The sequence below is a fragment of the Providencia sp. PROV024 genome (assembly GCF_032709665.1).
GTDB classification, from domain to species: Bacteria; Pseudomonadota; Gammaproteobacteria; order Enterobacterales; family Enterobacteriaceae; genus Providencia; species Providencia huashanensis.
On sequence record NZ_CP120545.1, the window covers coordinates 535,222 to 557,796 of the forward strand.

19 protein-coding genes are annotated in these 22,575 nt (G+C 42.4%); 13 read left to right on the top strand and 6 right to left on the bottom strand.

Going from position 1 to position 22,575, the window contains the following annotated elements; genetic code table 11:
- Positions 1–231: 231 nt before the first annotated feature.
- Positions 232–414 (bottom strand): hypothetical protein, encoded by a 183-nt coding sequence (locus P3L56_RS02400; RefSeq protein ID WP_042848482.1) that lies wholly within the window; start codon positions 412–414, stop codon positions 232–234.
- A 256-nt stretch (positions 415–670) separates the two neighbouring features.
- On the opposite strand from P3L56_RS02400, the gene P3L56_RS02405 reads away from it, so the two are divergent.
- The 6 genes from P3L56_RS02405 (at position 671) to arnT (ending at position 9,538) form a co-directional block, all read left to right on the top strand.
- Positions 671–2,128: a DUF4026 domain-containing protein gene (locus P3L56_RS02405; RefSeq protein WP_042848481.1), complete on the top strand. Its 1,458-nt coding sequence runs from the start codon at positions 671–673 to the stop codon at positions 2,126–2,128.
- 127 nt (positions 2,129–2,255) lie between these two features.
- On the top strand, positions 2,256–2,711 hold the full coding sequence (locus tag P3L56_RS02410; RefSeq protein ID WP_042848480.1) for a regulatory protein RecX: 456 nt from the start codon (positions 2,256–2,258) through the stop codon (positions 2,709–2,711).
- A 318-nt stretch (positions 2,712–3,029) separates the two neighbouring features.
- Complete coding sequence (gene dcuC, locus P3L56_RS02415; protein WP_042848478.1) at positions 3,030–4,388, top strand: anaerobic C4-dicarboxylate transporter DcuC; 1,359 nt, start codon at positions 3,030–3,032, stop codon at positions 4,386–4,388.
- Between the two features lie 278 nt (positions 4,389–4,666).
- A complete protein-coding gene (locus tag P3L56_RS02420; RefSeq protein WP_042848477.1) occupies positions 4,667–5,926 on the top strand; it encodes an aromatic amino acid transport family protein in 1,260 nt (419 codons plus the stop codon).
- A 296-nt stretch (positions 5,927–6,222) separates the two neighbouring features.
- Positions 6,223–7,497 carry a bifunctional O-acetylhomoserine aminocarboxypropyltransferase/cysteine synthase gene (locus P3L56_RS02425; RefSeq protein ID WP_272686179.1) on the top strand — a complete coding sequence of 425 codons (1,275 nt, stop codon included), beginning with the start codon at positions 6,223–6,225 and terminating at the stop codon, positions 7,495–7,497.
- Positions 7,498–7,894: 397 nt separating this feature from the next.
- The gene (gene arnT, locus P3L56_RS02430; protein WP_071547655.1) at positions 7,895–9,538 is read left to right on the top strand and encodes a lipid IV(A) 4-amino-4-deoxy-L-arabinosyltransferase; all 1,644 of its coding nucleotides are present in this window, start codon (positions 7,895–7,897) and stop codon (positions 9,536–9,538) included.
- Positions 9,539–9,590: 52 nt separating this feature from the next.
- Here the strand turns inward: arnT and P3L56_RS02435 are convergent, their stop codons facing one another.
- The 4 genes from P3L56_RS02435 to P3L56_RS02450 are packed head-to-tail and all read right to left on the bottom strand — an operon-like array spanning position 9,591 to position 14,438.
- On the bottom strand, positions 9,591–9,776 hold the full coding sequence (locus P3L56_RS02435) for a hypothetical protein (RefSeq protein WP_272686178.1): 186 nt from the start codon (positions 9,774–9,776) through the stop codon (positions 9,591–9,593).
- A complete protein-coding gene (locus P3L56_RS02440; protein WP_042848472.1) occupies positions 9,773–12,877 on the bottom strand; it encodes a MexW/MexI family multidrug efflux RND transporter permease subunit in 3,105 nt (1,034 codons plus the stop codon). The genes P3L56_RS02435 and P3L56_RS02440 overlap by 4 nt, the downstream gene beginning before the upstream one ends.
- 10 nt (positions 12,878–12,887) lie before the next feature.
- The gene (locus tag P3L56_RS02445; RefSeq protein WP_042848470.1) at positions 12,888–13,997 is read right to left on the bottom strand and encodes an efflux RND transporter periplasmic adaptor subunit; all 1,110 of its coding nucleotides are present in this window, start codon (positions 13,995–13,997) and stop codon (positions 12,888–12,890) included.
- A 12-nt stretch (positions 13,998–14,009) separates the two neighbouring features.
- Positions 14,010–14,438 (bottom strand): DoxX family protein, encoded by a 429-nt coding sequence (locus tag P3L56_RS02450; RefSeq protein WP_042848469.1) that lies wholly within the window; start codon positions 14,436–14,438, stop codon positions 14,010–14,012.
- Between the two features lie 99 nt (positions 14,439–14,537).
- Here P3L56_RS02450 and soxR point away from each other — a divergent pair, with 99 nt between their 5' ends.
- From soxR to P3L56_RS02485, 7 genes are all read left to right on the top strand, one after another.
- Positions 14,538–15,035, top strand: coding sequence for a redox-sensitive transcriptional activator SoxR (gene soxR, locus P3L56_RS02455; protein WP_048608778.1), 498 nt, complete (start codon positions 14,538–14,540; stop codon positions 15,033–15,035).
- A gap of 233 nt (positions 15,036–15,268) precedes the next feature.
- A complete protein-coding gene (locus tag P3L56_RS02460; protein ID WP_272686177.1) occupies positions 15,269–16,054 on the top strand; it encodes an SDR family oxidoreductase in 786 nt (261 codons plus the stop codon).
- Positions 16,055–16,089: 35 nt separating this feature from the next.
- Positions 16,090–17,334 (top strand): styrene monooxygenase/indole monooxygenase family protein, encoded by a 1,245-nt coding sequence (locus tag P3L56_RS02465; protein WP_048608776.1) that lies wholly within the window; start codon positions 16,090–16,092, stop codon positions 17,332–17,334.
- Between the two features lie 14 nt (positions 17,335–17,348).
- Entirely contained in the window at positions 17,349–17,885 is a 537-nt protein-coding gene (locus tag P3L56_RS02470) for a flavin reductase family protein (RefSeq protein ID WP_225833164.1), read from the top strand.
- A 14-nt stretch (positions 17,886–17,899) separates the two neighbouring features.
- Entirely contained in the window at positions 17,900–18,682 is a 783-nt protein-coding gene (locus P3L56_RS02475; protein ID WP_042848463.1) for a cyclase family protein, read from the top strand.
- Between the two features lie 3 nt (positions 18,683–18,685).
- Positions 18,686–20,299, top strand: a complete 1,614-nt coding sequence (locus P3L56_RS02480; protein ID WP_272686176.1) for a phytoene desaturase family protein — start codon at positions 18,686–18,688, stop codon at positions 20,297–20,299.
- A gap of 75 nt (positions 20,300–20,374) precedes the next feature.
- Entirely contained in the window at positions 20,375–21,268 is an 894-nt protein-coding gene (locus tag P3L56_RS02485; protein ID WP_226619005.1) for a transporter, read from the top strand.
- A gap of 68 nt (positions 21,269–21,336) precedes the next feature.
- On the opposite strand, the gene P3L56_RS02490 is transcribed toward P3L56_RS02485, so the two are convergent.
- Entirely contained in the window at positions 21,337–22,344 is a 1,008-nt protein-coding gene (locus P3L56_RS02490) for an AraC family transcriptional regulator (RefSeq protein ID WP_042848460.1), read from the bottom strand.
- Between the last annotated feature and the right edge of the window lie 231 nt (positions 22,345–22,575).

A 22,575-nucleotide genomic window follows, 5' to 3' on the forward strand; every position in this document is an offset into this window, starting at 1 on the left:
TGGCTCAATTTTAGGAAGTAAAGGGGGTGTAAAAGCAGATTATTATTCGTCTTACAGCGATAATCGGAATTTTATCATTAATCTTTTTTTTAGGGATAGCGCTTAATGCTTTTTTATTAACTCTTTGGGTAAAATGAGTGTAGGTTGATAGTTTGTTTAAGATTGTGCTTTCCAAAACCGAAAAATAGGTGCCGATAGACAAAAGGTTACCGGCACGAAGAGCGTAAAAGATTATTTTTTATTCTGTTGGTGAAACTTAACACGTTCATGAAAATAGGCTTTTAAGTGATCTTCCATTTGATGGATTTTTTGTTCTAAAGCATGTACGAATACTTCGTCGCTATTCATATTGTAAACACGCTGCATTGCGAGTTCGTCAATGTATTCTTTTTGTGCTTCTGTCAGGTCAATCATATTCTCACACCTATATAGATAGAAATTAGTTCTTTTGCCTCATCAATACGAAGCAAGTCAGAGAAAGGAGGTCATTGTGCCTCAGCCAATAGCGTATGAAAAGTAGAATAAATTATTATCGAATAATGATTATTGGTTTACTTAGTTACAATATAAAGGATCAAATCACAATCTGAATTTGTTAAGAATATTCACAATATTCTTAATGAATATAAGCTGATATCCTCGCTAAAGTCACTTATTAATAGGCCTTAAAATGAACAATAAACAATATTACCTTGATACTGCAGCAGGTGAAGGCGAAAAAGAAGCATCTATGATGGTCGCTATTCCAGGTTCTGAATTGACATCTTCGTTACTTGAGCAGCGTTTAGAAGAACAAACCTATTTTACGGATGGAGAAGTAGACTATATTCCAGATGAAGACGGTTTCTTTTTTAGCTGTAAAAAAGGTGAAGAGGAATTGCGTTTCTATATTTCATTGGTAGATAGCGACCCTGAATATACGATCAACCCATATTTTGCGACAGACCCTATTAGTCCAGAATTATACGCGGAGGCGAGTTCGGCTCCTCAAGCGGTGATTGTGGAATGTTTATTCAAAGAGCAGCCGTTAGTCAGTTACCTTCAACAACTGAAAATCATTCAAATCTTAGTGCCTGATTTACTCTTAGGGCTGGATATTTCGGCAGCAGGGAAAGTGTTTACTCGTGAGTGGCTTAATTTTCAATTAATAGATGATTTAATGCCAAGCATTGATTCTTTATATGTTGTGCACGCTATTTATGACCAAGAAGATAATGAAAATAAACCGGAAGAAGAGCGTGCACCAACCATGTATTGGTTCCATACCCATGGTTTAGCCCGTTGTGGGTTGTCTGAAGCTGAAATTATTATTCCACACCCAATCGCATCTTATTATGGTATCCCAGAATTATTCTGGAGCTTTGTGAACAACAGTATTACACACGGTAAAATCGTCTTTAACGAGCCAATTTTTATTGGGCAAACACAATCAGGTTACGAATACCTGGTGGCATTGCCATTTGAGGAAGGGTTGCTTCATGTCGGTAAATCAACGCCTATTGATAACTTAAAGCCATTAGAAGAAATGAATTTTGAGTTTGGTGATGCAACTTCTGAGCGTTTTATGGGGGATTGGCACGACAGGGATGAGTCCCATCAGCACCCGTCAGTCATGCTGTTCCGTGTTACACAAGAAAACCCAGTATTAGAGAGTTTCTTTGAAGGGTTTGAAGATCAAAATGCGATGATGTTTATGCGCACAGACGAAGAAACGGCGGATATGTCCCGTAAAGCGAAGCTGCGCTGGGAGTATTTCACCCACATGTTAGATAATTATGGTCCAAAACCTGTCACTCAAAAGAAAGGTTTTTTTGCGAAGTTTTTAGGCAAAAACGATGATGAAGCTGATACTGAATGGCGTTTCTTAGTGAAATGTGGCATTGGTTATCATGATGCGGAAGAGGATTATGATGGGCACGAACATATGTGGTTTGAGCCAATTTCTTGGAATGGTGACCAGTTTGAAGGCCGATTAATTAACCATCCTTTTTATGTGAAAGATATGCAAGAAGGGGAAACTTATCCATTAACCCGTGATGATATTACGGATTGGACAATTTATTTCCAAGATGGAAGTTACACGCCGGATACGATATACAAGCTACTGAGTGGCGCGCAAGTTCACTAATTCGTTAGACTTCAAGTCACATGGGCGAAGCTTGTTGCCTATATATGCCTTGGATTATTTAGAGTACAAAGGTTTGTGTTAGACTGGGCGCGTAAAGTGCCCAATTTAATGATGATAGTTTGACACTATGAATGAATCTGACCTGTACCAATATGCCCTGTTTATGCTTTCTCGCCGTGACTACGGTAAAGCTGAGTTATTTAGCCGTATGAAACGACGGATGTATGAGAAAAATGAAGGTATTATTGATGAATCGTTGATTGAAAAAGCCCTTGAACGACTCAGTGAGCAACACTTTCTTGATGATGATCGGGTGGTGGCACTATTAATGCAGGGCTATATTCGCAAAGGTTATGGTCCGTTGCGAATTAAGCAAGAAATGCGTCAAAAAGGCTTTTCTGAAGCTTTAGTTGAAAAACATTTTGCTGATGTTGATGTGGATTGGTTTGAGAAAGCGGCATTGGTACGCAGCAAAAAATTTGGTGATGACCTACCCCAAGATTTTAAAGAAAAGAGTAAACAGATCCGTTATTTACAATATCGAGGTTTTTTTGGCGATATGATTTACGAACTGTTTAGTTGATTGTTTCCTGATTTTAATATCAATGCAGGTTTTCTGTATTTGATTAGCTATCTTGATGACGAACCCATTGGTATCCGCATATACATCAATTTCTTTTTTTAACCTAATCTAGTCTGTTCTACCTATCTGAAGAGGGTAATTGGTAAAATCCGCTAGAAAATCTCTTCTATAAAAGATTTATTATTTCTTTATCTTGTGTTTTTATTCATATCTATATTAAAAAATATCGTCTGGCATGATCATTGTCAGTGAATTTTGCTTAACTATTAGGCAGAGTGATTTTTTATAATTACAAAATGAGACAGGCAGGAGAAACAAATGATTGAGCTCTTAATCGGCGTTATTGTCGCCATTGGAGTTGGGCGCTATATCATAAAAGGGTATTCGGCAACGGGCGTGCTAATGACAGGGGGGATTTTACTTCTGATCATTACCGCTATTATGGGCAAAAGTATTTTACCAAGTTCTGTTCCTACGACGGGGTGGCGTACAACAGACATTTTGGAATACATAAAATTCCTATTAATGAGCCGAGGTGGTGACCTTGGTATGATGATTATGGTGCTATGTGGGTTTGCATCTTACATGACCCATATTGGTGCCAATGATGTGGTTGTTAAAATTGCATCAAAACCGCTAAAAATGATCAACTCGCCATATTTATTAATGGTAGCGGCTTATATTGTTGCTTGCTTGATGTCGCTGGCGGTTTCCTCTGCGACTGGTCTTGGGGTGTTATTGATGGCAACCTTGTTCCCCGTGATGGTGAATGTCGGGATTAGCCGTGGTGCAGCGGCGGCAATTTGTGCTTCACCAGCGGCAATTATTCTGGCACCGACTTCAGGTGACGTTATTTTAGCGGCGCAAGCTGCTGAAATGCCATTAGTTGATTTTGCATTTAAAGTGACTTTGCCTATTTCTATTGCTGCAATTGTTGCTATGTCTATCGCACATTTCTTCTGGCAGCGTTATCTAGATAGAAAAGAAAACGTCAAAATGGAAATGCTTGACGTCAATGAAATCAAAACTCATGCGCCTTCTTTTTATGCCATTTTACCATTCACTCCGATTATTGGTGTATTAGTATTTGATGGTAAGTGGGCGCCTGAACTGCACATAGTTACAATCATTGTTGGTTGTATTATTTTAGCTGCTGTTATTGAATTCATTCGTAGTTTCAGTGCAAAACACGTCTATGGTGGCTTAGAGGTTTGTTATAAAGGGATGGCTGAAGCCTTTGCTACAGTGGTTATGTTATTAGTTGCGGCGGGTGTATTTGCACAAGGTTTAAGTACTATTGGTTTTATCAAAGGGCTTATTGACCTAGCACAATCATTTGGTTCGGGCGCGATTGTCATGATGATTGCATTGGTCATTATTACAATGCTAGCTGCAATGACGACAGGGTCTGGTAATGCACCGTTTTATGCCTTTGTCGAATTAATTCCACATCTAGCAAAACAGATGGGCGTCAACCCAGCTTATTTGGTGATCCCAATGTTACAAGCTTCTAACTTGGGGCGCACATTATCACCTGTTTCAGGTGTCGTCGTTGCGGTGTCTGGAATGGCTAAAATTTCACCGTTTGAAGTGGTAAAAAGAACGTCAATTCCAGTGCTAGTTGGCTTAATTGTTGTGGTCATTGCAACTGAAATTTTAGTTCCTGTCTATCTATAAACCCAACCTATTTTTTATGTAAATGGCTGAGCTGGTAGTTCAGCCATTTTTTTATCACATTTAAAATTAAATTCTTTAGATGCAAAATTTATTATTTTAATCACAAGCTAAAAAGGATTTTTACAGAGGAATTACATTGAGTTTTTTTATTTGACGTTATTAACGAGATCTACGCCAAAAAGTTGAACAAAATAGGTAAATTAAATTAGGCGGTCTTACTAACTTCATGCAAAATCGGCGCATCTGATTTTAATAACGTTAATGATGAAGAATACAAGATGAGCACAATAGAAAAAACAGTGGTTACAACGGATAAGCCAGTAAGTAAATGGACGTATAAGGATTTTACATGGGTACTTTCTTTATTTGGAACAGCCGTAGGGGCAGGGGTTTTATTCTTACCTATTAAAGCAGGTGCTGGGGGTTTTTGGCCATTAGTTGTGTTGGCATTAATTGCTACCCCAATGATTTGGCTAGCACATAAAGGGTTAGCGCGTTTTGTTTTGTCTGCAAAAAATCCGAATGCGGATATTACTGATACTGTAGAAGAGCACTTTGGTAAAGTTGGGGCAAATATCATTACCTTTGCTTATTTCTTTGCTATTTACCCAATTGTATTAATTTATGGCGTGGGTATCACCAATACCGTTGATTCTTTTATTGTCAATCAGCTTGGCATGGCGCAACCTCCGCGTTGGTTACTGTCAGGTGTGTTGATTTCGGCAATGACAGCAGGGGTGGTGTTTGGTCGTGACCTCATGTTAAAACTCACTTCTTTGATGGTTTACCCATTAGTTTTCATCTTATTAGCATTGTCTTTATATTTAATCCCTGAGTGGAATATGTCGATGCTAGAAGTGTCGCCTGATTGGAGTGCAATGCCAGTTATAGTTTGGATGGCTATCCCACTGATCGTATTTTCATTTAACCATAGCCCGATTATCAGCCAATTTACCAAAGACCAACGTCAACAATTTGGTGACAAGGCAATCGTCAAAACTGATATGATCACAGGTGGTGCAGCCTTAATGTTAACAGGCTTTGTGATGTTCTTTGTTTTTTCTGTGGTGTTATCTTTAAGCCCAGCAGAACTGGAAATTGCCAAGCAAGAGAACATTAGCGTGTTATCGCATATTGCTAATATCAATCCATCACCAATTTTGTCTTACTTAGGGCCGATTGTTGCTTTTGCGGCGATTGTTTCTAGCTATTTTGGTCACTTCTTAGGTGCCCACGAAGGTTTAGTTGGGTTAATTAAATCCCGCTCTTCTTTCTCAGTTAGGAAAATTGAGACAGCATCTATGTTATTTATTGTGATAACAACATGGATCGTCACTATTCGTAACCCAAGCATTTTAGGTATGATTGAAACGATGGGGGCGCCAATGATCGCGGCTATCCTGTTCATTCTACCGGTGGTATCGATGAATATTGTTCCTGCAATGAAAAAATTTAGTACGTCAAAGCCAGCACAAATATTCACTTTTGTCTGCGGATTAGCGTCCATTACTTCTGTTATTTACGGTGCATTTCAATAATCGCGGGTAATTCGATTCGTTTTAAAAAGCCACAATCTCAATGGGTTGTGGCTTTTTTTTATATGAATAAGAAATAGATTATAAGAATAATACCTTATGTGATTAATTATCGGCGTTGAGCGGTGCAAAGCGTTCTAAGGCATGGAGTGTAGACTAATCTATATGAAATAATTTCAAGTTCAAATAGTTGCCTAGTATATAGTCTTAGGTAATATCTATTGATATCACAGCATAGAACCCACTTATAATTATCTCTTCTGGCCGTGTTTTCCAGTGCGTCATAACAAGGATAACAAATGAAATTAGAAACATTATCGATTCACGCGGGCTACTCTCCAGACCCAACAACCAAGTCTGTTGCGGTTCCAATTTACCAAACTACATCGTATGCATTTGATGACACTCAGCACGGCGCTGACCTTTTCGACTTAAAAGTCGGGGGGAATATTTATACACGCATCATGAACCCAACAAATGATGTTTTAGAACAGCGTGTCGCAGCATTAGAAGGCGGTGTAGCTGGGCTGGCTGTTGCTTCCGGTATGGCAGCTATTACTTATGCCATCCAAACTATTGCGCAGGCAGGTGATAACATTGTTTCCGTCGCAAAATTGTACGGTGGCACATATAACTTATTGGCCCACGCGTTACCACGTTTAGGGATTGAAACTCGTTTTGCGGAGCATGATGATTTAGCCGCACTTGAAGCGCTGATTGATGATAAAACCCGCGCAGTTTTTTGTGAGTCAATTTCCAATCCGGCAGGGTTTATTGTTGATATTGCCGCATTAGCCGAAGTTGCTCACCGCCATGGTGTTCCACTGATTGTCGATAACACAGTGGCAACCCCATACTTATGCCGTCCCTTTGAACATGGTGCGGATATTGTGGTTCATTCATTGACTAAATATATTGGTGGTCATGGGACATCACTTGGCGGGATGGTTATCGATTCAGGGAAATTCCCTTGGGCAAAGCATCCAAATCGCTTTTCTTTATTGATAGAACCTGATGTGGCTTATCATGGTGTAAGCTATACAGAGCACTTTGGTGCTGCCGCCTTTATTGCTCGCTGCCGTGTTGCGCCTTTACGTGGAACTGGGGCGGCGTTGTCGCCATTTAATTCATTTTTAATCTTACAAGGTTTAGAAACACTAGCATTAAGAATGGATAGGCATACAGAAAATGCATTAAAAGTGGCTAATTTCCTTGAAAAGCACCCACAAGTTGAATGGGTGAAATATGCAGGTTTACCAAGCAATCCAGAGCACGGTTTAGCGCAGAAATATATGAACGGAAAGCCGGCAAGTATAATGTCTTTCGGTATTAAAGGTGGTCAAGAAGCAGGAGCACGTTTTATTGATGCACTGCAACTGATTGTACGATTAGTGAACATTGGTGATGCTAAATCATTAGCTTGCCATCCGGCGTCCACAACGCATCGCCAATTAAATGATGCTGAACTCGCACAGGCAGGCGTATCGCGGGATATGATCCGTTTATCTATCGGTATAGAACATATTGATGATATTTTAGCTGACCTTGAACAGGCATTAGTTGCGGCAAGATAATTGGTGTAAAACTTGATAGAAACTGGTTATGGTAAAGTAAAATCATAACCAGTTTTTTCTTTTTTATTATCCAAAAAAGATGATACTCGTTTTGTTTGTTGTATTAGTTCTTATTTTTATATTAATAATTAGTTTTATATAGTATTTTGAAAAACTGAACGGCCCTGTAAGGTTTTAACCTTAATGTTCAATTCTTATCTATTTATTATTGATGAAATATAATTTCTATTTATGGATTGTTTACCAAGAATCAGCCTGATACAAATTAACTTTTGATTTGTTTAAACGGGGTTTAATTGCCATAACGATAATAACTAAATAGTCAGTAAAAAGTGTTTATTTAAAGCGAATAAGCTAAAAGATATTAAATATCAATAACAAGAATGGTTGAGAAAAAATGATTATGGCAAACAATAAAGTTGCCTACCTTAAGTGGTGCTTACTATTTGGGTTTATCTTAGTGACCTATTTTTTACCGTTAAACGGTAGGTTGCTATGGCAGCCTGACGAGTTACGTTATGCCGAAATTAGCCGGGAACTGATTATTAGCTATAACTGGAGTGTGCCTGAACTTCTTGATATTCGTTACTTCGAAAAACCGATTTTTGGCTATTGGGTTGGGGCACTGTTTCAAATGTTATTTGGTGAAAATAATGTGTCCGTGCGCCTTGGCGCTGTCTTTAGCACTTTGGTCAGTGGGTTATTTGTTTATCTCAGCGCTAAAATGTCATGGAAAAATGCACGTATCGCATTTAACGCTGCCTTTATTTACCTTTCGATGCTTATGGTGTTTACGATAGGCACCTACAATATTCTAGACCCAATAGTCACCGCTTTTATTACGATGGTGATTTTCTTTTTCCAATGGGGTCTAACCACACAACGTTTTTCTCATCGATTATGCGCTTTTATTATGATGGGGGTGGCTTGTGGACTAGGGGTTCTGACGAAAGGCTTTTTAGTGCTTGTATTACCTGTTTTAGTTTGTTCTCTTGCCGCGGTGTACTTTAAGCAATTCAAAGAAGTCTTTGTTTTTTCTTTTGTGTCAATCTTTACGGCATTTGTTATCTGTTTACCTTGGGCATTTGTGATTGCTAGCCGTGAGCCTGACTACTGGAATTACTTCTTCTGGGTTGAGCATATTCAACGCTTTATGGCGGACAACGCACAGAACAAATCACCATTTTGGTTTTATATTCCTATATTACTTGCTGCTGTTTTACCATGGTTGGGTTATCTTTTTGGGGCTATACATTATGCTTGGCGGCAAAAAGGGATTTACCTTTACTTTTTATTGTGGTTTATCGCCCCATTTGTATTTTTTAGCATCACAAAAGGCAAGCTACTAACCTATATTTTACCTTGCATTGCACCGGTTGCCATTTTAATGGCGGCTTACATTGAAAAAGTACGGGCTGAGAAAAAAACAACCGCTATCCGCTTAAATGCCGTTATTAACCTATTGGTCGGTGGGGCTGCCGCGGCATTAATTATTGCTTCTCCTTATATACCTAAAATTAACATTTATCAGGCAGATGAAAGTAACAAATTATGGTTGGCCGCCGCCGCTTTTATCTGCTGGTTATTAGTGGCATTGGTTTCTTTTAAGCAACGGTTTTGGTACTTCGCTGCGGCTTGCACTGTGGCAATCAGTTTGAGTGTCGGCCATGTGATCCCTTATCGCGTTGAAAGTAATAACACGCCTCAAAATGTAATTGAAAAATACCATAAACAGTTAGAAAACAAATCGATATTACTGACAAATAATGTTGGGTTAGGGACAGCTTTAGCATGGGTACTAAAGCGTAGTGATATTACGATGCTTCACCAAACTGGTGAATTAAGCTATGGGTTAAAATACCCTGATGCTATTAATCGGTTTTATAGCTTAGGGCAGTTACCCGGTTTATTAAAAAATAATCACTATAAGAATGTCGCGGTGGTGGTAGATGGTTCACAAAAAGAGATCATTGATGCTCTTCCTGGTAACCCAATTATAATTCGTGAGGGGAACTTAGTTTTCGCTTTCTACGAGGGTTAATAGAAAAATGGTATTACATGGAATGTAATACCATTTATATTTAATCGCCTGATTAGCGAGTTGGCTTATTGCCGTGAGGGTTGTTGCCTGTCGTCGGGTGGTTTTTCCCTATTACAGGGGGTAGCCCATGGTAAATTAATAACATTGTCATACTATTACTCATTGTATTTGCATCGACTTCCACTGTATCCGCAGTTCGACTATTTCTTTGGTAACGACCAGATAACGTATTGCTCATTGAGAAGCCTCCTCTGTTTCTTTTATCAGGCGGTTAGCTTCAGCAAGCTCATAACGCCTTGGTGTCAGTGCAGTCGCACTATGATTACGGGCAAGTAATGAATATATGGTGGGCAGAACAAATAAAGTAAATAACGTGCCAACTAGCATCCCTGTTACGATCACCAAACCTAATCCAAAGCGGCTATTGGCGCCTGCCCCTGTCGCGAATAACAAAGGTACTAAACCAATGACCATCGCTGCTGTTGTCATTAGGATTGGGCGTAAGCGAATTTGTGCTGCTTTGAGGATAGCATGGCGTTTGTCCAAACCTTCATTGGCCTGTAACTCATTTGCAAATTCCACCATTAATATGCCGTGTTTACTGATTAAACCGATTAATGTCACTAAGCCAATTTGGGTATAAATATTCAACGTTGCATAACCCAGCGCGAGTGGGATCAAGGCTCCACAAATAGATAAAGGAACAGTGATCAAAATAATCAGTGGGTCGACTAAACTTTCATATTGGGCAGCTAAAACTAAATAAATGATGATGAGCGCCGCCATAAAGGCAAAGGCGAGGGTGTTACCTTCTTGTTTATATTGGCGCGAATCGGATTGCCAGTCATGGCTGAAGCCGGCAGGTAGTTCACTGGCAATGCCATCTAAATAAGCAACTGCTTGGCCGAGTGTGACTCCCGGAGCCGGAATTGCTTGGAAAATAGCCGCATTTTGTTGATTAAATTGCGTGAGCTTATTGGGTTCAACTTGCGTATTGATATCTACGACAGTTGACAGTGGGATCATCGTTCCCGCTTCCGATTTTACATAGTGCCGTGACAGTGCGTCAGGGGTTAGTCGTTGGCTGCGAATACTCTGTGGGATCACATCATAGGAGCGCCCATCCATTCCAAAGCGGTTGATATAGTTTTCACCCACTAATAAAGTCAGGGATTCACCAATATCTTGCATCCTGATCCCCAAACTATTTGCTTTTGAACGATTAATGCGGACTTCAACCACTGGGTTGTTATAGTCAAGGTCGCTATCCACCACCATAAATAACCCACTTTCACGCGCTTGCTGTTTGATCTCTTCCATGGTTTTGTAAAGCACGGAATAATCTTGTGAGCTTCGTAGTACCATTTGCACCGGTAGTCCCCCTGTTGAGCCCGGCAATGCAGGTAACTGGAAGACAAAGATACTATTTCCTTCAACATCTCCAACACGTCCTTGTAAGTCAGCTTGGATAGCCGACGCAGGGCGCTCGCGTTGTTCCCATGAGGAGAGGTTTGTTCCCCCAAAACTAGCGGAAGGGCCATCAGTGCCGTTAATAATCCATGTGCTTTCTGTTTCCGGTAACTCCATGAAAACATCATGTAATTTACGTGAGAAACGTTCAACATACTCTAGGTTAGCGTGTTGTGGCGATTTAATAGCGGTTAATACGCTAGATTGGTCTTCAACAGGGGCTAATTCACGCGGGGCAGATTGGTAAAGTAGGGGCAAACTGATAAAGACCGCAACTGCAATAACACCTGTTAACCAACGGTTTTTCAAAGAAAAATTCAATACAATAGTATAGTAATGAGCTAACGTACTGAAGAACGTTTCAGCCATTCGCGCCATGCGCCCTTCGTTTTGTTTTGAATTGAGCATGAAAGAGCTCATCACAGGGGAAAGGGTTAACGCCACAATACCTGAGACAATCACTGCGCCTGCTAGCGTTAGAGCAAACTCTTTAAATAACGCGCCAGTTAAACCTGACATCAAGCCGATTGGGGCGTATACCGCGGCTAAGGTAATGGTCATCGCGATCACAGGGCCTGCAACTTCACGAGCCCCAATTAATGCAGCTAAAACAGGGGATTTCCCTTCCTCAATGTGGCGATGAACGTTTTCGACAACAACGATAGCGTCATCCACAACGAGCCCAATGGCGAGTACCATTGCTAGCAAGGTGAGCAAGTTAACACTAAAGCCGAAAGCCATCATCAGTGCGGCTGCACCTAACATTGATAACGGAATGGCTAAGATTGGAATGATGACACTGCGAATTGAGCCTAAACACAGGTAAATAACCACAATGACAATAAGCAAGGCTTCAATTAAGGTGCTGATCACTTGGTCAATAGAGGCTTTAATAAAGCGTGAGGTTTCAAATGCCATTTCCACCTTAACACCCGGAGGTAAGGTTTTAGTGATATCAGGCATTAATTGATTCATGCCATCAACAATTACTAACGGGTTTCCCGTTGGTGTCGCAAACAAACCAAGGTAAATAGCCGGCTCCCCATTCATCAAACCACTTGTTTCAGTGGATGAAGCGCCCAGTTCAATGGTTCCTACATCTTTCAGGCGGACTAATCCATTACCGTCATTTCGGATCACCAGATCACGGAATTCATCAACATTGGTGAGGTCGCTATTGACATAAACGTTAGAAATAACGAATTCACCTTTAATTTTTCCGGGAGCTGCTTGGTAGTTATTTTGGCGCACAGCTTGCGCGACGTCGGCGGCTGTTAGCCCTCGCCCTGCAAGCTTATCGGCATCAAGCCATAAACGCATAGCAAGTTGTTGCCCACCAAAAACTTGGACTTTGGCGACGCCGTCAATAGAGGAATACATCGGCTCAATAACGCGGGAGATATAATCCGTTAGCGCTGGTATCGATAAATTAGTACTGGAAAAGCCAATATAGGCAACTGCGGTGGATTCCCCAGAAGAAAGCTCAATAACAGGGTCATAAGCTTCTTTCGGTAACTTATAACGAACTTGGTTTACTTTAGCCATTACTTGAGCAAGGGCTTGGGTAGAGTCTCGATTAAGTTCCATTCGTACAGTGACAAGGCTGCTACCTTGTACTGAGGATGAGGATAGATAATCGACCCCCTCGACTGAGGAAACCGCTTGGGCAATAGGTTGCGTCACAAAACCTTGCATCAGCTTTGCTGATGCCCCGGGGTATTGTGTCGTAATGGTAATAGTTGCACTTTCAAGTTGTGGATATTGGCGAATAGGTAGCTTGCTTAGTGCAAATAAGCCAATTAACACGATAAGTGCGCTGACGACCAGAGCTAAGACAGGCCGGCGAACAAAAATATCAGTAAATTTCATTGCGCCTTCCTTAAGAACCTTGAACGGTCGGAGTCATTGGTTCAGACAAGGTGTCTTGTGCGACAGGTGTCACCGCAGAACCATCGTTTAAGCGTAATTGCCCTGAAGTCACGACTTTATCGTCGGCAGTTAACCCTTGCTCTATTTCTATTTTTCCATCCCAACGTTGCCCCGTTTTCACCGAAACGCGTTTAACTGTCATGGCGCTGCCTTCGCCTTGCGTAATGAATACGGTATCGCCATAGGCAGTATAAGTAACCGCAGTTTCTGGGATGGTGAGGACTTGATTGCTGACTTGGCGCACCACATTGACATTGGCGTACATGCCAGCTTTCAGTGTCCCATCGCTATTGTCTAATGTTGCTTGCAAGGCAATAGTGCGAGATTTGCCGATTAATGGGTCAATGGCAGTGATCCGAGCTGGGAATGTTTTATTTGGGTAGGCATCGACAGTAATATCGACAATCTGCCCCAGATGGAGTTCGGGGGATGCCTGCTCATCTAATGAAAAATTGAGCTTTAATGTTTTCGTATTGACAAGGCTAGCGACAGTTTCTCCGGGGCTCAAATATTGCCCTTCGTGTACTTGGCGAATACCTATTGTGCCATCGAAAGGTGCGACGATGGTTTTTTGCGCAATCAGAGCTTGGGTTTGACGGATCAAACCTTGAGCGATATCGCGTTCCGCCCGTGTACTATCAACTTGAGCTTCTGCGACTAAATGCTGTGTTGCGAGGGAACGGGTTCTTTCGTATAAACGAGCAGCATTACGCAACTGTGCTTGATAACGCGATAAATCGGCTTGCTCAACCGCATCATTGAGTTGCACTAATAGCTGGCCTTTTTTGACTTGCTGACCAGATCCAAAAGCAATTTTAGTTATGCGGCCACTGGTTTCAGCTGCCACTAGCACTTGGCTTCCTGCTTCAAGTTCACCTACTCCGTAGAAAGTTCGTGGAGCCGTGTTTAAACTGACTGGGGCTAACGCGACTTTAACGGGAGGGTACTGGTAAGCAGCTTGTTTATTATCTTCATTTTGTGCATAGGTAGAATAGATAGCACTACCGCCCCCTGCAGCAATTAAAATTGAACACAGTATGATTATTGTTTTTTTATTCATTAGATTTTCCTTCTATTTCTGCGTTTTTAACGCGAAATAAAGACCTCGAAAATGCCCTGCAATAGCGACAGCGATTAAGCCACCGATGACTGAAATATGCTCAATCGCCCAAAACATAGCGATTTTGGCTTCTTCCCCTGTATAGCTCCAAAAGGTATGAACAATCACAATAGTGAGAAACAAAAATACGGCTAGAGCACCAGTTCCAAGCCATAAAAGGCGGTTGAAAAGCACCAGAACGGAAGCGGCTAACATGACAAAAGCAGATGCGATATTGAAAAACCAATCCGGGTGCAGACCGGCAGCACGCATTTCGGCAAGGCTATTCTCATAATCAAAAACTTTGGCTAAACCAGATGAAATAAATAAAACCAAGATCAGCAAACGAGCAATAATCCATAAGCTGTTGCTTTCTAACAATTTGGTGATCACCGATGGCATAAACCTATCCCCTTTAAAAAAATAATGTCAATTGACAAACTTGCAGGGTGGCACTATAAAACCTTAAGTTAAGTTGAGGTCAAGCTAAGGGACGCAAAAATGACAGAGAAAGACACGAAAGCGATAAAACCACGCAAAGAAAGTGGAAAAAAAATAGATTTTACAAGGGCATTAACCGTTGGTGAGGTAGCTAAACGTGCTGGTGTGGCGGTGTCGACAGTTCATTTTTACGAGTCAAAAGGGTTGATCCAAAGTACACGCACGCAAGGAAATCAACGACGTTTTCACTCTGTGGTTCTGCGTTATATTGCCATCATTAAAGTTGCGCAAAGTACGGGGATACCACTACATGAAATTCAAGAAGCTTTGGGGCGTTTTCCTGCGAATAGTTCACTCACATCGGAACAATGGAAAGAAATGTCCACCCAGTGGCGCTCTTCTTTAGATAAGCGGATCAGGCAGTTAACTCGTTTGCGCAATGAATTAGATAATTGTATTGGCTGTGGTTGTTTATCACTGAGTGATTGCCCGCTTCGCAACCCTGATGATGTATTGGGAAAAAGAGGCCCCGGCGCACGAATTTTGGAACGCCCATAAGTCATTTCCCCTTACCTGCATCCCATCACATTTCTCACCATTTGGATAGCCACTGCAAAAAGTGGCTATTTGTTTAGGTATATCAACACATTATTATTTAAATTGCCGCACTGAATGGATAATTTTTGCGTCCATCGGCTACAGCTTTTGGCTATTTTTGCGTAATTATTCGTCATGTTAATTTTTTGTGAAATCATTGTAATTAAATGAGAGTAAAAAAGAGGATGCCGAAGATGAGAGGTTTAAATAGTAAAATTGCCATCGTTACCGGAGGTGCGACCAAAATTGGTGCAACCGTGGCGAAAATATTGAGCGATTACGGCGTGACGGTCACTATTTTTGATATTGATGCAGTGAATGGTGAAAAAGTTGTTCAAAATGAGCCGAATATTGATTTTCTTCCAGTAGATATTACCGATGATCAGCAGCTTAAGCAGGGAATTGACCGTGTTGCGCAAAAATATGGTCAACTCGATTTTTTAGTTAATCTGGCCGCCACTTATCTTGATGAAGGCCAGTCATCCACAAGGCAAGATTGGCTAACTGCCTTAAATATTAATGTTGTCAGTGCCGTCATGGCGGCTCAGTTTGCCAAACCTCATTTAGCGAAGTCGGGTAAAGGGGCGATAGTTAATTTCACCAGTATCTCTTCTAGCATTGCGCAAACTGGTCGTTGGTTATATCCCGCATCTAAAGCCACTATGTTAGAGGTCACTCGTAGCCAAGCGATGGATTATGCGCAGGACGGGGTCCGTGTGAACTCTGTGTCACCGGGTTGGACTTGGTCTCGTGTCATGGATGAAATAACGGGGGGCAACCGGCAAAAAACAGACCGCGTAGCTGCGGATTATCACTTATTAAAACGCGTTGGCGACCCTGAAGAAGTTGCTCAAGTTGTCGCGTTCCTTCTTTCTGACCTAGCGAGCTTTGTCACTGGCGCAGATTACGCCGTTGATGGCGGTTACTCGGCTATGGGACCCGAACAGGCTAAACCCGCAATTCCCCGTCTTGCTGAATAAGACACCATATTAAAGACTTTGCAGAGGAAAATACTATGCGTCGTATTGCTATCGTAGGTGGTGGTCAAGCGGGTATGCCATTAGCTTTAGGCTTGCTCGATAAAGGCTATGAAGTCACAGTTGCAACAAACCGTACGCCAGATGATGTGAAAAAAGGCCGTGTGATGTCGAGCCAGTGCATGTTCGATATTTCACTACAATTTGAGCGTGATTTAGGGCTAAATTTTTGGGAAGAAGATTGCCCACCCGTTGAAGGTATTGGTTTTACGGTTCCACATCCAGAAAAAGCGGGTGAAAAAGCCATCACATGGCGGTCTCGCTTAGATAACTATGCGCAAGCCGTTGATCAGCGTATCAAAATGCCATATTGGATGGAGCTATTTGCGGCTCGTGGCGGTAATTTACGTATTGAAGATGTGGGTATTGCAGAGCTCGAACGCCTAGCGGAAACCCATGATTTAGTAATATTAGCAGGGGGCAAAGGTGAAATAGTCAAGCTCCTTGAGCGTGATGAAACCCGTTCGCCGTATGATAAACCTCAGCGAGCTTTGGCATTGACCTATGTCCACGGCATGTTACCAACCCCTGAATATTCACAAGTTTCATTTAACTTGATCCCTGGAGTTGGTGAATATTTCGTATTCCCTTCTCTGACGAACAGCGGTGATTGCCACATTATGGTCTTTGAAGGGGTCCCCGGTGGGCCAATGGACCAATGGAACGAGGCGCGTACTCCCCAAGAACATTTGGCTTACAGTAAAAAGATCCTTAACACCTATTTACCATGGGAAGGGGAGCGCTGCCATAACATTGAGCTAACAGATGATAACGGTATTCTAGCGGGACGATTTGCGCCGACAGTGCGTAAGCCCGTGTTAACGCTGCCATCAGGTAAAATTGTGTTCGGCTTAGGTGATGCGCTAGTCACCAATGATCCGTTGACAGGGCAAGGTTCAAACAATGCGACGAAAGCCAGCAAAGTTTACTATGACGCTATCTTAGCGCATGGAGATAAACCTTATACCGCCCAGTGGATGAACGACACTTTCGAACAATTCTGGAAATATGGTCGCTATGTTGTTGAGTGGACAAACTCTTTATTGGCTCCTCCTGAACCGCATATTTTACATCTCTTGGATGCCGCTCAACAGTTGCCATCTCTCTCTCATACTATCGCTAATGCATTCAACTACCCACCAGTCTTATTTCCTTGGTGGAAAGATGGGGCAGCTTGCGAGGCTTACATCCAATCACAAATGATGGAAGAAGCTCGAGCCTAAAAGGGGAGTCCAATATGTCTATGATTGCAGAGGATACATTCATGTGTGATAGGGAATGGGGCCATACCGAATTTGAACCTAAAGCCTTGCGCAATTTACTCGGTTGTTATCCAACAGGGGTCGCGGTTGTGATCACACGTGCAGCGGATGGCCGTGACGTTGGGTTAACAATTAACTCATTTGCATCGTTATCACTCGACCCACCATTGGTGTTATGGAGCCTAGTTAACCATTCACCAAATTTATCTGTGTTTCGTGATTGCCGTCATTTCACTATCAATATTTTAGGTAAAGAGCACCAAGAACTGGCCATGCGTTTTGCTAACCCACGCATCGAAAATAAATTTGCAGATGTGGCGACCCATGTAACGCCAGAAGGTGTCCCCGCGCTACATGGCGCGATAGCCACCTTAGTTTGCGAAAATCATAAACAAGACCATATCGGTGATCACCTATTAATGGTGGGACATGTTCGGCGGATTAGCAGTGAGACAGGTAAGCCGCTGGTTTTCCATGGTGGCACGTTTACCGCTTTACATGAAGCCCTTTAGGTGTAGGAGAGATTATGAACCAGCCAGCATTGATGACATTCGTAAAAGAATTGCAACAGGGCAATATTCGCGTTGTTGACTTGACGCAGACATTATCCCCATCGTTTCCTGCCTTGCAGTTACCCGAACAATTTGGGCAAGTATGGTCATTTAGTATGGAACAAATTTCCCGCTACGATGATAACGGCCCTGGGTGGTATTGGAATAATTTTAGTTGTGGGGAACATACAGGAACCCATTTTGATGCACCTATTCATTGGATAAGCGGCAAAGACCAAGCCAATAATACCGTAGATACGATCCCTGTCGAAAATTTTGTGGCACCAGCGGTTGTGGTCGATGCCAGCCAAGAAGTGGCTAACAATGCAGATTGGGTACTGACGGTAGAGTTTCTACAACAATGGGAACACAAACACGGCAAAATCCCAAAAGGGGCATGGGTATTATTTCGGACGGATTGGTCAAAAAAGGCCGATAACCCTGTGGAATATGTAAATATGCACGAAGATGGTGCACACACACCCGGACCATCGCAAGAAGCGGTTGAGTGGCTTATTCATGAGCGTGATGTGAAAGGGTTTGGTGTTGAGACTATTAATACTGATGCAGGGCAATCTTATCGTTGGCCAATTGCATATCCCTGTCACACATTGATGCATGGCAGCAATAAATATGGCCTACAATGTTTAAAAAACCTCGATAAATTACCTGCAACTGGCGTCGTCATTGTTGCCGCTCCTTTAAAAATTGAAGGGGGCTCAGGTAGCCCATTACGTGTACTAGCGCTGGTGGGGTGATTTATGACAACACACTCTCACCCTCAAGTCATTGTTGTTGGCAGCGGGATGAACTCATTAATGTGTGCCGCCTTATTGGCGGTACGCGGTAAATCAGTACTGGTTCTAGAGCGTAATGACCGCTTAGGGGGCTGCATTCGTACTGAAAATTTATTTGAGGGGTATACCCACGACTTACTGTCTTGCTGGTATTCGTTATTCGTAGGCAGTCCCGGTTATCAGGAACTCGAACCTTATTTAAAAAAATATGGTTTAGAGTTTTGCCAATGTGATTATTCGACAGGGTTAGTTCAGCCAGATGGTCAGTCTGTTGCATTAAAGCGCGATATTGCTGAAGCAGCAAAGCAACTTGATAGTTTAGCACCGGGAGACGGTACGACATTTCGTAAAATGGCAGAGACGCTATTTAACCAAGACGCAGCACTGACATTTGGTTTATTAGGGCAAAACCCATACAGTGCGGGCATGTTGAAATTATTATTTTCGCAATGGCGCAAACGAGGTGTAGATGGGTTATTGGATTTTGCTAAGTCTGGAATAGAAAGCTTTCGCCGTTGGTCTGAGCGTGAGCTACAACATGATTTTAGCCGAGCTTTAATGGCGCCTTGGGTATTACATACAGGGTTAGGGCCTGATGAAGCGAGTTCTGCGCTAATTGGGAAACTCACATTTGCAGCGGTAGTTGCTGGTGGTATGCCTGTTGTAAAAGGTGGGAGCGAGCGCATTGTTGAGGCGTTTTCGAAGGTTATCGAAGCCCATGGTGGGCAGCTCAAAACAGGGATGCACGTTGAAAAAATTATTACTCAAGGCTTTGGGAAGAATAGCCGAGCAACAGGGGTTAGGGCTAATGGGCAGGACATTAGCGCTTCAGAGAGCGTGATATGCAATGTTACCCCGACTCAGTTATATGGCGTATTGCTTGATAATGTTTCCCCACAAATAAAGCAAAGGTCAAACGGTTATCGTTATGGGCGTGCGGGGATGCAAATCCATTTTGCACTGAGTGCTCCTCCTCCTTGGTGTAACCCTGAGCTTCTTCATGTTCCTTTGGTTCATTTTACGGAAAGTATGGAACAGGTTTGTTTGTCTGTGGCCCAAGCGAATAACGGTTACTTACCTGATAAACCGACGTTTGGTATTGGTCAGCCGACAGCGCTTGACCCAAGCAGGGCCCCCGATGGAGGGTGGATTTTATGGGTTCAAATGCAGGAGCTTCCTCGCACCTTAAAAGGTGATAGTGCTGGTGAAATTTCAATTCCAGAAGATGGAAAGTGGAATGAGCAAGTGCGTGAAGCAGTAGCTGATCGGATACAGCAGCGTTTAGAACAAGTTATGCCGGGGTTCTCTTCACTGATTGTCGGCCGTAAAGCGATTTCTCCAGCTGATCTTGAACGCTATAACTGCAATCTCGTCGGCGGTGATCCTTACTCAGGGACTTGCTCACCAGACCAATTCTTTTGGTTACGCCCTTTTGCGGCGACGGGGCAAACAAAAGCACATCAAACAGCAGTAAAAAATCTCTTTCATATTGGCGCATCAACACATCCCGGCCCCGGGCTTGGTGGTGGCTCTGGTTACCTTGTTGCACAAAAATTGGCAGTCAAACGTAGGACATAAATAAATCAGCAATGGATTTGTACTATCGCAGGCAAAGCACACACAGTAAGACAACCCACTATGGCAGGAAATATGATGAAAACAAAAATAATCAGTAGGCTTGTTGCAGGTTCGTGTCTCAGTATTCTTTCATTTGGTGCGGTCGCTACCGAAGGTGGTGGATTAGGTGTTTATCCCGATGGTCTCGAAAACTTTATGTCAGGGGCGCTACCACCACAAGGTGTCCATGTACTGATATATGGTGGAAATGCGCATTATGACAGTATTCGCGATAACAAAGGGGATAAAATCCCTGTGCCGGGTTTTAGTGTAAATGTGAATGTATTAGCGCCAAGGCTGATTTGGGTGACAGACCAAAAAGTGTTTGGTGGTGACTTAGCTTTCCATACGATTGTGCCATTATTGGATGTTACCGCAAAGGCAGCAGGTCAGAAAGACAACAGCCGTGGCCTTGGCGATGTGACATTTGGACCAGCCTTAGGTTTTCATCCATCGGCAGATTTACACTATGTGGTGGGGTTAGATGCCTACGCCCCAACAGGGAAATACAGTAAAACTGACCCATCAAGTCTGGGGAAAAATTACTGGGCATTACAGCCTGTCTGGGCAATAAGTTATATTCCCCCAGTTGGTGTGAATGCCGATTTAAAAATGATGTATGATTTTAACTTCCGTAATAACGATACAAAAACACGTTCAGGCCAAGCATTTCATGCTGATTATGGCTTAGGCTGGGGCTTTGGAAATGGTTGGGTTGCAGGGATTGGCGGGTATGCTTTTATGCAAACAACAAATGATAGTGGGCCAAATTCAGCACAAGGAAAAGCCCGAGCCTATTCGATAGGGCCATCCATTCGTTATGCCAACCCTCAAGGCTGGTTATTTACGGCTAAATGGGAAAAAGATTTTGAAGTGAGAAACCGCCCAGAAGGATCGCAAATTTATTTAAAAGCGGCCATTCCATTCTAACGAGTATAATAAATTAAAGCCCTACACCGTGTTAAAATAGCGATGTAGGGCTTTGTGTAAGACATCATTTAGGCTTTTTTCAGACTTTGGCTCGGCGTTTCACCATATCGTTGTTTATATTCCGCACTAAAACGTCCCATATGAGCAAATCCCCAACGTAATGCGACTCCCGTGACACTGGTCGCTTCCCCAGAAAGCAGTTCGGCTCTTACCCGTTCCATTCGTAAATCGCGTAGATATTGCATTGGGCTAATATCTAAAAACTCTTTAAAGCCGGCATATAAGCTACGTAAACTGACTCCCGCAATGTGGGCTAGTTGCTCAACTGTAATAGGTTCATGGGCATGAGCTTCTAAGTATTCCTGCACACGCCTGACATGGCGAGGACGGATTGTGGCTCTGCGCATTCCAGAATCTTCAGTATAGTTATGGCCTTGGGTGGAGAGAAGAGTGACAGAAACCAATTGCTCAACTTGTGTGGTGATCAACTTATGTTGTAGTAGATCCGGTGTACGTGTGGCACATTCAATTAAGTAATTCATTAAGGTGCGCCATGCAATACAGGATTGCCATGCAAAACCCAACTGAAAAACTAATGGTTTATCTAAAGTGTGTCCTAGCTGGCCAACTAAAGACCGTTCTAGTAAGGAGCGAGAAATACGCAACATAAACTGATCGTTATCGCTATTCCAACGCATGGTTGTTGATTCTTCTGGGCTAAGTAACGATGCCATTTGTGGTGTGGATTCTATACATTTTCCGCCACTTTCAATGGTCGCACTGCCAGACAACGGCATTTGTACTAGGAAAAAGTCCTGCAGTTGCCCTGGAGCAATAGTAACATCAGCGCCATATCGTAGACGGCTCAGCGAAATATCCCCCATGGGAATATAATGCATACGGGCATCAAGGCGTTGATGTGGGTTGAGTAAATGAAACTGATGGGGCTTCATCACCCGACCAACCATGGACTTGATCTCCTCGGGATCTGCGGATGTAAACAATAAGCGCTCGGAAGAACAGAGCTGATTTTCAATCTGAGGTGCAGGTGAATGGGGCCACGAGTTGCTCAACATCGGAGGTACCTCCAAAATTATTTTTCAGCTTTATTTCATATTTGGTCAATCTTTAGCTGCATTGTTATCATTTTTTATATTTTTTATAAATTAATTCAAATGGTTATTGTATACGATTAATGATGTGACACTTCTTTTTAAGAGAAGAGTGATCCACTATTCAGGATAAAAGCAGTTATATTCCATTTTTAATTAACATTTCATTAATTATTTTTTAACCAAATGTGAATT